Here is a 13,018-nt window from a genome sequence, read left to right on the forward strand (position 1 = left end):
TCAGATCAATACGTCACTTGATAACCACGACTGCTCAGGCAACTGCCCTGCGCCTGCCGATAGGCTTGCACCACTTGCGCCGCTGGGGCGTATGTCGCCTTGGCAGGGTCGAAGCCGCTTTGCTCCACAGCCCAGCGATAGCAGTCATAACGGTCCTGACCGATTTGGGCCGGGCTTTGACCGTTCATCGGGTAAGCCACCATCTCATAGTTGTTGCTCGCGGGCTGTTGGTAGACCGTCGGCGGCTGGACCACTATGTAATCGCGAGTTGCAGGTTGATAGGCGTAATACGCCCCCGCCGCGAGAAACATCAAGGTACTGCCAAACCACACTTCCCTAGCGTAATCAGGCAAAAACCCTACGCGCAGTCCATAAGGCGGCTGCACCACGATGTAACGCGGGCCTTGAGGGCGATACCAGTAGCCGCCTGAAAAGTAGTAATTCTGGCCGCGATACGGCACTTGCCAGTGCTGACCGGGGAACCGCTCTACCACATTACCCGGGCGATATTGCGGCCCCGGGCCCCAGCCATTGCCATGCCCGGACGGGCGACCGGCCCAGCGCTGGTCGTTGGGATGACGGTTATTCAGGCCAGGAGCGTAACCGCCGCCATACCAATTCTGATTGCCGCCCCGGTTCGGCGACTGAGTCTGCTGAACCCTGTCGGGGCGCGGCTGGATCGGCAGGTTATTACCTTGTTGATTCGGCCGCGGCTGATGATTGTCTGCACCCTGTGGCCGACCTTGCCAGCCGCCATCACCACGCTCATCGGCCAACACCTGGCCGCTGACGCTCACAAAGAGCACGCCAACTGTAGCCAAACGCCAGATACGCGATTTCATGCTGTTTCTCACTGAAGGACAGGGCTTATAGATAAGACTGGGGTTTCAGGAAGCGGTTCTACGCCAGGCAGTGCATAACGCAACTTATTTTTTGCCAGACGAAAAAAGGGCGACCCGTCGGTCGCCCCTTGAATTTTCTGTCCTGGCTCAACACTTGTGATGTTGGCTCACCTCGCTCCGTCTTCTGGACAGTGCGTAGCCCGGGGGCCGGGGCAACCCTGTGGGGTTGGCGGCCGCGGCTGGCCTGATTCGGCGGGCCGCAGTGGACTCTATGTCCGGGCAGTGATTCTGGTTTAAAGAATAGGCGTTTGGCCGCGGCAGGCGATTGCGAAGATTGCTCGATAAAACATTACTTGCGCAATTTTTGACTTAAGGTGGATACTTTCACGCAATAGTTATGACAAAGGGTAACTTCGTGAGCAAACTCGACCGGTATGACCTGAGCATTTTGGCGGAATTGCAGCGTGACGCACGCATCTCTAACCAGGAACTGGCCGAACGTATTGGCCTGTCGCCATCTCCTTGCTCGCGCCGCGTTAAACAGCTTGAGGATGACGGCTACATCAGCCGTCAGGTGGCGCTGCTCGACCGCAAACTGCTGGGCTTGAGCCTTACAGCCTACGTGCTTATCGGAATGGACCGACATACACCAGAGCGTTTCGAGAACTTCGAAGCCTGCATCCGCGCCCTGCCGCAGGTGCTGGAATGCAGCCTGGTGACCGGCATGGACGCCGACTACCAACTCAAAGTGGTGGTCGCCGACATGGACCACTACCAGAAGCTGCTGCTGGGTGAATTGACCCGTATCGAAGGCGTAACCAGCGTGCGTTCGAGCTTTGTGCTCAATCAGGTGCTCAACAGCACCGAGCTGCCGCTGACCCATTTGCGCACGTAAAAATAGAACCTGTAGATACTCTGTTGCAGGTCAAGCCCTATTGTGGGAGCGAGCCTGCTCGCGAACGACCTTCGCGAGCAGGCTCGCTCCCACAGTTGCAGTGTTCCTGCAGCTGCCGAGGAACGAAGGCTGCGTTCGGCTGCGAAGCAGTCGTAAAATCAGCCCACGCGATTCTTCAGTTGTAACGCGCACTCTGATCTTGCGATTGCTTCACAATCGAACGCAGCTTCGTGCCTTCAGCAGCTGCTACGGGTGTAGCGACATCCTCTCACTACCCAGATCAATATCCCCACACTTCCCTGGCGTATACTCCTACGGCTTTTTCCCACGATGTCGCCGGAGAATACCGATGGATCCTGCCGTACTTGAAGAATGGATGATGACGATTCTGGTCAGCGTGCTGATCATTTTCATGGCCTTTATCGTCTGGGATCTGGCGAAGAAGTCCAAAGCTGGACGCTTCGGCTCCATGATCCTGTTTTTCGTCCTCGGCCTGGGCGTTGCCGCGTTTATCATCAAAAGCGTGGTCATCGGCCTGATCGAATCCGGAGCCCTATAGCCGCGCCGGAACTTCCCGGTACTGCCCCTGCTCCAGCCCTTCAATGCTCCAGTCACCAATGCGTACCCGCACCAGGCGCAAGGTCGGCAAGCCCACTGCCGCCGTCATGCGCCGCACCTGACGGTTGCGACCTTCACGAATCACCAGTTCCAGCCAGGCGGTCGGGATACTTTTGCGAAAGCGTACCGGCGGGTTGCGCGGCCATAGGTGCGGCTCGTCCAGGGCACGCGCTTCGGCAGGCAGGGTCTTGCCGTCATTGAGTTCAACGCCATCACGCAACTGCTGCAGTTGCTCCGGCGTGGGCTCGCCTTCAACTTGAACCCAGTAGGTCTTGGGCAACTTGTGCTTGGGGTCGGCTATCCGCGCCTGCAGCTGGCCATCATTGGTCAACAGCAGCAAACCTTCACTGTCCCTGTCCAGTCGCCCGGCCGGGTAGATGCCCGGAATCGGGATAAAGTCCTTGAGCGTGGCGCGCCCGCCTTCGTCGCTGAACTGGGTCAGCACATCGAAGGGTTTATTGAACAGGTACAGCTTGGGATCAGACGGTGGCGCTTTGGCCACGCGGCGATTGGCAGCTGGCGCGGTGAGGCTTTTCGAGGCCGGGCGGCGTGGGGCGGGACGAGACATGACAAAAAAGGCTATCTAGCGATCAGGGCTGGCAATGCTAGTCCCCCGATCGCTAAATGACCATCACCGATCAACGGAACGGCGGTTCATCAAAGCTGCGCAGCTTGCGCGAATGCAGGGAGTTGAGCTGGCTGCGCATCAAGTCCACGGCAGCAATGCCGATTTTCAAATGCTGGCTGACCGCGCGCTCATAGAAGGCATTGGCCGAACCTGGCAGTTTGATTTCACTGTGCAGCGGTTTGTCCGACACACACAACAGCGTGCCATACGGGACGCGCAAGCGATAACCCTGGGCAGCAATGGTGCCGCTTTCCATGTCCACGGCAACAGCACGGGACAGGTTGATCAGCGGACGTTCCTGAGCCCAGCGCAGCTCCCAGTTGCGATCGTCATAGGTCAGTACGGTGCCGGTACGCAGGCGTTTTTTCAGCTCATCGCCGCGCTCACCGGTAACCTGTGCGGCAGCCTCCTGCAGCGCCAGCTGGACTTCAGCCAGGGCCGGAATCGGAATGTTCGGCGGCACGACCCGATCAAGAATGCCGTCACGACGCATGTAGGCGTGGGCCAACACATAATCGCCAATGGTCTGCGACTGGCGCAGACCGCCGCAGTGACCAATCATCAGCCAGCAATGCGGACGCAGCACGGCCAGGTGGTCGGTAATGTTTTTCGCATTGGACGGGCCGACGCCAATATTGACCAGCGTCACGCCATGACCATCACTGGCCTGCAAGTGATACGCCGGCATCTGGTAGCGATGCCACACCACCCCCGCCGCGATGGCCTGGGCCTCGCCGTAGTCCATCGATTTTTCGATGATCACATTGCCCGGCATCACCATGCGCACAAAGCGCGGGTTGTCGCGCAATTGCTCAAGGCCATGGAGGATGAACTGGTCAACATAGCGATGGTAGTTGGTCAGCAGAATCCACGGCTGCACATGGCGCCAGTCGCTGCCGGTATAGTGCACCAGGCGGCGCAGGGAGAAGTCGACCCGGGCGGCGTCGAACAGCGCCAGGGGCAACGGATCGGTGTTTTCCCAGTCGTACAGGCCATCGGCGATGCCGTCGGTGGCAGCAGACAGGTCGGTGCTCGGAAACACCCGCGCCAGCGCGGCAGCGGTAACGCCGGAGCCGGCCAGTTCATCACCTTGCTCGACCACATAAGGGTAAGGAATATTTTGCTCACTGACGCCGACTTCTACTTCAACGGTGAAGTCGCGCATCAAGGGCACCAGCTGTTCCAGCAGGTAATTACGGAAAGAGGCGGGATGGGTGACGGTCACACTGTAGGTGCCCGGTAACTGGACCTTGGCATAAGCACGGGTGGTGGTCGGCACTTCACCGTTGATACGGTAGGTCAAACGCAGTTCGGGGTAGCGAAACAGCGCGCGTTCTTGCGCAGAGGGTTCAACCCGATCCTTGAGATAACGCTTGAGTGCCTGGCTCAAGGCCGTGGTTGCGCGCTCGTGCAAGGCAGCAAGCCGGTCAACGGCCTCTTCAGCGGTGGAAACGACAATAAAAGCTTCGGTCACGATAAGCATCCTGTCTTCTGAGCGGGCAGGCCTTTATCTTGCCTGTATCGATGGCTAAAGGCAGCTACAAAATTGCCTGCCGAAGATTTCCTGTGGCTGCTGGGGATAAACAGAATATAGGCTGCCTCACGCAAATCCCTGTGGGAGCGGGCTTGCCCGCGATGGCATCGACCGGGTCTGGCAGATAAAACCCGTCGTCTGCATCGCAGGTAAGCCAGCTCCCACAGGGTTGGGGATATTCAGGCAACCTGCGGGGTGGCGCGGGCAACGATGGCTGCCACATTCAAACCCCGCGGCAATGTACCGTAAACCCGGCCGCTGCCCTGTAGGCGGCTGGCGATAAAGGCGTCGCTGACATCGCTGTTACCAGCCTCAAGCAGCAGTTTTGCCTGTAGGCCAAGGGCGATGTCTTCTGTCAGTTGGCGAGCGCGATACTGGATATCGTCAGTGTCGTTGAGCGCCGCCTTAAGCTGCACAATGTGCTGCCCCAGGCACACATCGCCATGCCCGTCGCCCAACTCGGCAAACAGCGCATCGAGCACGCCCGGCTCTTTGGACAAGGCTCGCAACACGTCCAGGCACTGCACATTACCCGACCCTTCCCACGTCGAATTGACCGGCGCCTCGCGATACAGGCGCGGCAGGATGCTGTCTTCGACATAACCTGCGCCCCCCATGCATTCGGCCGCTTCGTTGATCATGGCTGGAGCCCGCTTGCAGATCCAGTACTTGCCCACCGCTGTGACCAACCGGGAAAACCTGGCCTCATGCGGGTCATCCGGATTGTCCAGCGCCCGCCCCATGCGCAGGCTCAGGGCCAGTGCCGCCTCGCTTTCCAGCGCCAGGTCAGCCAATACGTTCTGCATCAGTGGCTGATCTGCCAACACCCGACCGCCCACCAGTCGATGGGCGCAATGATGGCTGGCCTGGGTCAGCGCCTGACGCATCAAGGCACTGGAGCCGACCATGCAGTCGAACCGGGTCATGGCGACCATTTCAATAATGGTCGGCACGCCACGACCTTCTTCGCCGATCATCCAGGCCAATGCCCCACGAAACTCAACTTCACTGGAGGCGTTGGAGCTATTGCCCAGTTTGTTCTTCAGGCGCTGAATATAGAATTGGTTGCGGCTGCCATCCGGACGATGGCGCGGCAGCAAAAAGCAGCTCAGGCCTTTTTCGGTTTGGGCCAGGGTCAGAAAGCCGTCACACATGGGTGCCGAGCAGAACCATTTGTGTCCCAGCAGTTCATAGGCCTGCCCCGGCCCTTTGGCCCCTACGGGGTAAGCCCGCGTGGTATTGGCACGCACATCGGTGCCGCCCTGTTTTTCAGTCATGGCCATGCCCAGGGTCACGCCGGCCTTTTGGCTGATATCGACATTACGCGGGTCATATTCAGTGGCCAGCACTTTGGGCAGCCAGATGGCAGCCAGGTCCGGTTGCAGACGCAAGGCCGGCACGCTGGCGAAGGTCATGGTCAAGGGGCAGCCGCTGCCCGCTTCGGCCTGGCTGTGCAGGTAGGTCATGGATGCGCGGGCCACATGGGCACCGGGTTGCGGGTGGGCCCAGGGCAAGGACGGCAAACCATGCTCAATCGCCGTGCGCATCAGTTCGTGGTAAGCCGGGTGAAACTCCACCAGATCAATCCGATGCCCAAAACGGTCATGACTGACAAACTGCGGTTTGTTTTCATTGGCCAGAAAACCCGCAGCCATCAGCGGGCCGCCCGCCAGAGCACCATACTCGTCAATCCGCGCCTGCGCCCATCCCGCGCCGAAATGCTGGCTCCAATACTGCAACGGCAGGTCAATGCGGTACAGGTTCACGCCGTCCAGAGACGGCGGCTGATTGGTCACCTGATGGGTTTCTGCGTATTGATGCAAGTTCATTGCGCGGGCTCCTTGGGATCGTACCAATGAGCCAGTGAAGCACGCATCTGCGGCTAAACAAGGGGCATAAACGCCTAAAACTCGGCGTTTTTATCGTTATTGTCGATCAGCAGGCGTTGCGCCAAGGTCTGTTGCAAGTCCTCAAAACGCAGCGGTTTCAGCAGATAATCAGTGATCCCGTCGACCTGCTCGCGGGCTTGCTGCGCCTGGGCTTGCGACTCGAACAGCGCCAGCACGGGCAACTGCGCACAGGCGGCCAATGTCAGCAGCTGGCTGCCCATCGACGTAGCACAGACCTGGGCCAACGGGCACGCCAGCAGCACCGCATCGACCCGCTCGCGGCGCAACGCTTCTATGGCCGCCTGCCCCGTGTCAACGCCGAGCACGCGATAACCCAGTTTGAGCAACATGGCGCGCACTACCACAGGGTTTTCCGGGCCTTCTACCAGCAAGACCACACACTCCCCGGGCGCCCTCAGCTGCAACGCCGAATGAGTCGTGTGCGGCTGGGTTTGCACCGAGGGTTCGAGTTCCAGCAATAGCTGGAACTGTGAGCCTTGCCCCGGCTGGGAATGGTGGGTCAGGCGCCCGCCGAGCAGTTCCACAAGGCGCCGGCAAATCGCCAGGCCGATACCCAGGCCGCCATATTCACGGGTCATGGAGCCATCAACCTGAAAGAAGTGCTGATAAAGTTCGGCCTCTTCCTGGTGAACAAAACCAATGCCGCTGTCGATTACATTGAACGCCAGCGCCCAGCGCCCGGTCTCTGCGGGTTTACCGGTAACACGCAAAATCACCCCGCCCTCACGGGTGAACTTGATCGCGTTATCCAGCAGGCACTCCATGCACTGGCGAATTTTATCCGCATCACCTACCCATTGATCCGGCAGATTGCGGCCCACTTCGTACGAAAACTCCAGCCCTTTACTGCGTGCCGCCGGCCTGAACTGATCGCTCAGCCCCTGCAGCAGTTCATTCAGGCTGAAGGGCCGGGGTTGCGCGACCAGTCGTCCGGCCTGCAGTTCGGTCAGGGTCAGGATGCCATTGACCATGTGCATCATTTCTCGTGCTGAACCTTGCGCAGTCTTGGTGTACTGCTCCAGCTCAGGGCTCATGTCCAGGGTTTTGATCAATTCCAGAGAGCCAATGACACCGTTCATGGGCGTGCGCAATTCGTGGGTAACGGTTGCCAGAAACTCGTCTTTGAGCTGGTTGGTACGGGCCAGTTGCTGGTTCATGGCGGCCAGTTTCTGTCCCGATTCCTGCAGCGTACGCGCCTGCAGGTCACGCATGGCGTTGATCCGGTCGGCAAGCGCCAGCGACAGCAGCCCCACCTCGATTGCCGAACCTATCTGGCTGGCGTACATGGTCAGGAAAACGTTCGGCAGGTAACCCAGCACCATCAGCGTATTGACCAGCCCCCCGAGCAGGAAGGCCGACCAGGCGATCACAAAATAACGCGCGACCCGCAGGCCACGTACCCATGCCACCACACCAGCGGTAAAAATGGTGACAATAAACGCCAGCGCCAGGCCGGTGGCCAGGCGCAACGACACGGCATAGCTGGTGGTCAGTGCGAGCACCATCACCAGAGCACCCACGCCCATCAGCAACATCAGTGCCCGGTCAAGCCAGCGGCTGTGGGAGGCGGTGTGCAAGAAGGAGCGGGCGAACTGGCAACCAAAAAACGCCGATGCACCAATCAGGAACGGGGTGGAGGCATTGGCCCACCACGGGCTGTCAGGCCAGAAGTACTGCACTGCCGCACCGTTGACCGACAGCTGGTAAAGGCCGAACGAGGCAATATAAAAGATGTAGTAGAGGTAGCTGGTGTCACGCACGCTGAGGTAAATAAACAGGTTGTAGACCAGCATCCCCAGCAACACGCCATAAATCAGGCCCAGGATGTAAATCCGCACGGGCTGCTCTTCAAGATAGGCCTGGGCCGACCATAGCGTCAGCGGCGCCTGAACCGAACCCTGGCTGGCCAGACGCAGGTACACCGTCTGGCTTTGCCCCGGGCTGAAGTTGAGCTCAAACAGGTAATTGTTTTCTTTGATCTGACGACTGTCGAAGGGTAGTGCATCGCCCGTTCGTTCGGCCAGCCGGTAGTTGCCCGCGGCGTCTGCCAGGTAAAGCTCGATGGAATCAAGCGGCGGGTATGCCAGCTCCAGCAGCCAGGTGCGATGCACCTGCGGGTCTTGTGGCTGGTAGTGCAAATCCACTTTGATCCAGAAGGCCGAGTGCGAGTAGCCCTTGTTCAGCGTGTCTTTGGTATGGGGCTCGAACAGTTCGCCGTGTGCGGTGACATCTGCCAGAGTCGCTTCGCCGCCCGCGTCTTCGAACACCTGCATCACGCGGCCCAAGGGCAGGCTTTGTGTGGATTCGTCAAAAGCGACTGCGCTGGCCAGCATCGGTAGCCAGCCCAACAACATCATCAGCAAATAGCGCATACAGCCCCAACGTAGCTCACTCGAAGACGCGGGCAACCCCATATTCCCTTTGAGATCGCGTCGACCGAATGACCGGTTAATAATTTGAAGGCACTTTAACATAGCCATTAATGGCACATACACACCATCTAACAATTCATCACAAAGGCTCTAGTACGGGCATTACAGAGCTAAATAAGCGCTGAGACCGAAGATTCTTAAGGCCAGGCAACGGCTTACAAACTTCCGCTAACCTGACACCGAGCAAGCGCCCGTAAAAACTGTTTGGTGGTAAGCTCGCGCACCATGAATATCTACAGTTCTCGCCCCGTTGTCCTCTGTCTCTCCGGCCATGACCCCAGTGGTGGTGCCGGCTTGCAGGCAGATATCGAAGCCCTGCTGGCTCAAGGCTGTCACGCCGCCCCGGTAGTGACCGCCCTGACTGTGCAGAACACTGTCAATGTCCGCGACTTCCGCGTGCTGGATCGCGAGTGGGTACTGGCGCAAGCCGATGCCGTGCTCGGCGACTCCACCGTTGCGGCGGTCAAGCTGGGCATGCTCGGTTCACTGGAGATGGTCGATACCGTAGTCGAACTGCTTCAGGCCAATCCGCATCTGCCGATGGTCTGTGACCCGGTGCTGCGTGCAGGCGGTGGCGGACGACTGGGCAAGGACGAAGTGGGTTACGCCATGCGCGAACGCCTGCTCCCCCTGGCCACCATTGCCACCCCCAACCTTCCCGAAGCCCGCATCCTGGCCGAACTGCCCGATGGCAGCGCCGATGAGTGCGCTGAAAAACTCCTGCCATTTTGTCGGCACCTGCTGATAACCGGCGGTCACGGTGATGAGCACGAAGTGCATAACCGCCTGTACAGCCGCGACGGCAGCCGCCACACCTTTACCTGCCATCGCTTGCCGGGCAGTTACCACGGCTCGGGTTGCACCCTGGCCAGCACGTTGGCCGGGCGCCTGGCCATCGGTGAAGAACTGGTCAGCGCCGTGCAAACCGCGCTCAATTACACATGGCGCACCCTGCGTGATGCAGAGCAACTGGGGCAAGGGCAATTTGTACCGCGCCGCTTGCCGCTGGATTTTTGCTCGTAACCAATGAGGCTCACCCCATGACGCTTCGCGGCCTGTATGCGATCACTGATAGCCAGTTGCTGGCTGGCAAACTGCTGCCCTATGTGGAGGCGGCCCTCGATGGCGGCCTGACCCTGTTGCAATATCGCGACAAAAGCACTGACGACGCCCGCCGACTGCGCGAGGCCGAAGCCTTGCGCGGGTTGTGCGAACGCTACAAGGCACACCTGATCATCAACGATGATGGCGAGCTGGCCGCCCGCCTGGGTGTCGGCGTGCACCTGGGGCAGACCGACGGCCCGCTGACCCCTGCCCGCGCCCTGCTGGGGCCACAGGCAATTATCGGTTCGACCTGCCACAGCCAGGTCGAACTGGCCGAGCAAGCCGCCAAAGAAGGTGCGAGTTATGTCGCCTTTGGCCGCTTTTTCAATTCCAGCACCAAACCCGGGGCGCCAACCGCTACCCTTGAGACCCTGGACCAGGCCCGCGCCCGCCTCAGCCTGCCGATCTGCGTGATAGGCGGAATTACCCTGGACAATGCCGCGCCGCTGGTGGCCCACGGTGCCGACCTGCTGGCCGTGGTGCATGGCCTGTTTGGCGCCGAAAGCGCCCGGGAAGTCACCCTGCGCGCCAAGGCCTTCAACACCTTGTTGTCTATTTAAATACCGAATCCTGATTCTGAGAGAGCCCACCATGTCTCGTTCCGAAACCCTGTTTGCCAACGCCCAGAAACACATTCCCGGTGGCGTGAACTCGCCAGTGCGTGCCTTCAAAAGCGTGGGCGGCACGCCGTTGTTCTTCAAACACGCCGAAGGCGCCTACGTGACTGACGAGGACGACAAGCGTTATGTCGATTACGTCGGCTCGTGGGGCCCGATGATTCTTGGGCACAGCCACCCTGACGTGCTGGACGCAGTACGTGCGCAACTGGAGCACGGCCTGTCGTACGGCGCCCCGACCGCCATGGAAACCGAAATGGCCGATCTGGTGTGCTCCATCGTACCGTCAATGGAAATGGTGCGCATGGTCAGCTCCGGCACTGAAGCGACCATGAGCGCGATCCGTCTGGCCCGTGGCTTCACTGGTCGCGACAATATCCTCAAGTTTGAAGGCTGCTACCACGGTCACTCCGACAGCCTGCTGGTAAAAGCCGGTTCCGGCCTGCTGACCCAGGGCGTGCCAAGCTCGGCTGGCGTGCCGGCAGATTTCGCCAAGCACACCCTGACCACCGAGTTCAACAATATCGACGCGGTTGCACAGCTGCTGAGCGAAGTCGGCGACACCGTGGCCTGCATCATCGTCGAACCGGTTGCCGGCAACATGAACTGCGTGCCGCCTGCGCCAGGCTTCCTTGAAGGTCTGCGCAGCCTGTGCGACCAGCACGGCGTGGTTCTGATCTTTGACGAAGTGATGACCGGCTTCCGCGTCGCCCTCGGCGGTGCCCAAGCCCACTACGGCGTGACTCCGGACCTGAGTACCTTCGGCAAGATCATCGGTGGCGGCATGCCCGTCGGCTGCTTTGGCGGCAAACGCGAGATCATGCAGCACATCGCGCCGCTGGGCCCGGTTTACCAGGCGGGCACCCTGTCCGGCAACCCGCTGGCCATGGCCGCCGGCCTGACCACTTTGCGCCTGATCAGCCGCCCGGGCTTCCACGCCGAGCTGAGCGATTACACCACCCGCCTGCTCGATGGCCTGCAACAGCGCGCCGACGCGGCCGGCATCCCCTTCGTGACCACACAGGCCGGCGGTATGTTTGGCCTGTACTTCAGCGGCGCCGATGACATTGTCACCTTTGACGACGTCATGGCCAGCGATGCCGACCTGTTCAAGCGCTTCTTCCATTTGATGCTCGAAGGAGGCGTATACCTGGCACCCAGCGCCTTCGAAGCCGGTTTCACCTCGATCGCCCACGGCGAAGCCGAGTTGCAACTGACCCTGGACGCCGCAGAACGCGCATTTGCTGCACTGAAATAATCCAAGAAACGGCAAGGGCGAGCGCCCTTGCCGTTTTTTTATGCCAGTAATGAGCAGATCTTTTAGCCCACCCGTCCATAATCGTCTTAAATCAATGGATATCGCGCTCAGGCAGCAGAAAAACGAGTAAAGACTTTGTAAGGTTGCCTCTGCTTATTTCATAATGCGCGCCTATACATCCCATGATCGGGTTAACCCGTCATCCAGAGGTACGTCGATTCCCATGAACCGCACCGGCCGCGCCCTTGCACTGGGCTGCCTGTTGCTCCTACAGCCGTTGCTTGCCCAGGCAGGCGGTAATTCGTTGTTGATCCCAGCGATGGGTCGCTGCACCCTCAATACTCAGCCTGAGGACCTCGCCGAGGCGCTTGCAGCCTGTGAAGAGGCGGCAAAAGCCGGGGATGCAGAAGCCGAATACGAGTTGGGCGAGTTCTATTACGACGGTAAAAACACCCCGCAAGACTTCAACAAGGCGCTGAGCTACTTCGAAAAAGCCTCGCTGCAAGGCCACGCCATGGCCCAGTTCCAGCTCGGCACCATGTTTTTCAAAGGCGAAGGCGTGCCGGCCAACAACATTCAGGCCTATATCGTGCTGAAAATGGCTGCGGTCAACGGCGCCGAAGACGCCCTGGACACCGCCGACATGGTGGCCGAGCAAATGCCGCGCGACCAGCTCGAAACGGCTACCCAGATACTCGGACAGATCTTCCGCAAGTATTTGCAGGAGCTGCAATCTACCGACGCCCGCTCGCCGTTTTCACCATTGCCCTGATTTCAAACCCTTGCTGGTTTGCTGGCGACAACGTACCTGTGCCGGATACGGCTTTTCCTGGATGTCATCCGGATGTTCAGCGATTAAATTACCCGTCGCCCCAATGACATTGAAAGCATCACGGCCACTACAGAAAAAATCGCCAGCACATACGAAATCAACGCCAGGTCACTCGCGTGCTTGTGAGCCACCAAAGTCCGCAAGAATGTTATTCCGTAATAGGGCATGACTCGACTGATGGTGAGTGGCACTAATAGAGCGACGCATGAATTTTTCATAGCGCATCACTTAACCCTCCACCGAAAACATTTTTTACCCAACTCAACTTAATGCTGCGCCTGCACAACCTCAAACGCTACGTGAAGACCATCCTCGTCTTATGCATTATGCACACGGGGTGATTCATGG

At 59.4% G+C, this 13,018-nt stretch carries 11 protein-coding genes; 6 read left to right on the forward strand and 5 right to left on the reverse strand.

What is annotated here, in order from left to right; translation table 11 throughout:
• Window positions 1-5: 5 nt before the first annotated feature.
• Window positions 6-842: a DUF6515 family protein gene (locus HBN79_RS17375; RefSeq protein ID WP_095031777.1), complete on the reverse strand. Its 837-nt coding sequence runs from the start codon at window positions 840-842 to the stop codon at window positions 6-8.
• 397 nt (window positions 843-1,239) lie between these two features.
• Between HBN79_RS17375 and HBN79_RS17380 the strand changes: the two genes are divergently transcribed.
• Both HBN79_RS17380 and HBN79_RS17385 read left to right on the forward strand, forming a co-directional pair.
• Window positions 1,240-1,737 (forward strand): Lrp/AsnC family transcriptional regulator, encoded by a 498-nt coding sequence (locus HBN79_RS17380; protein ID WP_016779293.1) that lies wholly within the window; start codon window positions 1,240-1,242, stop codon window positions 1,735-1,737.
• A 349-nt stretch (window positions 1,738-2,086) separates the two neighbouring features.
• Window positions 2,087-2,296 carry a DUF2788 domain-containing protein gene (locus HBN79_RS17385; RefSeq protein WP_016779292.1) on the forward strand — a complete coding sequence of 70 codons (210 nt, stop codon included), beginning with the start codon at window positions 2,087-2,089 and terminating at the stop codon, window positions 2,294-2,296.
• Here HBN79_RS17385 and HBN79_RS17390 read toward each other — a convergent pair.
• The 4 genes from HBN79_RS17390 to HBN79_RS17405 all read right to left on the reverse strand — a co-directional run bounded on the left by HBN79_RS17390 (window position 2,291) and on the right by HBN79_RS17405 (window position 8,799).
• Window positions 2,291-2,857, reverse strand: coding sequence for a pseudouridine synthase (locus tag HBN79_RS17390; RefSeq protein WP_169916967.1), 567 nt, complete (start codon window positions 2,855-2,857; stop codon window positions 2,291-2,293). The genes HBN79_RS17385 and HBN79_RS17390 overlap by 6 nt on opposite strands.
• Window positions 2,858-2,993: 136 nt before the next feature.
• Window positions 2,994-4,466, reverse strand: a complete 1,473-nt coding sequence (gene amn, locus HBN79_RS17395; RefSeq protein ID WP_153327098.1) for an AMP nucleosidase — start codon at window positions 4,464-4,466, stop codon at window positions 2,994-2,996.
• Window positions 4,467-4,696: 230 nt separating this feature from the next.
• Window positions 4,697-6,346 carry an acyl-CoA dehydrogenase family protein gene (locus tag HBN79_RS17400; RefSeq protein WP_169916954.1) on the reverse strand — a complete coding sequence of 550 codons (1,650 nt, stop codon included), beginning with the start codon at window positions 6,344-6,346 and terminating at the stop codon, window positions 4,697-4,699.
• 74 nt (window positions 6,347-6,420) lie between these two features.
• Complete coding sequence (locus tag HBN79_RS17405; RefSeq protein ID WP_094999412.1) at window positions 6,421-8,799, reverse strand: hybrid sensor histidine kinase/response regulator; 2,379 nt, start codon at window positions 8,797-8,799, stop codon at window positions 6,421-6,423.
• A gap of 285 nt (window positions 8,800-9,084) precedes the next feature.
• On the opposite strand from HBN79_RS17405, the gene HBN79_RS17410 reads away from it, so the two are divergent.
• From HBN79_RS17410 to HBN79_RS17425, 4 genes are all read left to right on the forward strand, one after another.
• Window positions 9,085-9,882 carry a hydroxymethylpyrimidine/phosphomethylpyrimidine kinase gene (locus HBN79_RS17410; RefSeq protein ID WP_094999413.1) on the forward strand — a complete coding sequence of 266 codons (798 nt, stop codon included), beginning with the start codon at window positions 9,085-9,087 and terminating at the stop codon, window positions 9,880-9,882.
• A 17-nt stretch (window positions 9,883-9,899) separates the two neighbouring features.
• On the forward strand, window positions 9,900-10,523 hold the full coding sequence (thiE, locus tag HBN79_RS17415) for a thiamine phosphate synthase (RefSeq protein ID WP_094999414.1): 624 nt from the start codon (window positions 9,900-9,902) through the stop codon (window positions 10,521-10,523).
• Window positions 10,524-10,554: 31 nt separating this feature from the next.
• Window positions 10,555-11,838 (forward strand): glutamate-1-semialdehyde 2,1-aminomutase, encoded by a 1,284-nt coding sequence (gene hemL / locus HBN79_RS17420; protein WP_095019041.1) that lies wholly within the window; start codon window positions 10,555-10,557, stop codon window positions 11,836-11,838.
• A gap of 223 nt (window positions 11,839-12,061) precedes the next feature.
• Window positions 12,062-12,610, forward strand: coding sequence for a tetratricopeptide repeat protein (locus tag HBN79_RS17425; RefSeq protein ID WP_094999416.1), 549 nt, complete (start codon window positions 12,062-12,064; stop codon window positions 12,608-12,610).
• Window positions 12,611-13,018 lie beyond the last annotated feature (408 nt).

The sequence above is a fragment of the Pseudomonas sp. WS 5051 genome, assembly GCF_012985715.1.
GTDB lineage: Bacteria > Pseudomonadota > Gammaproteobacteria > Pseudomonadales > Pseudomonadaceae > Aquipseudomonas > Aquipseudomonas bubulae.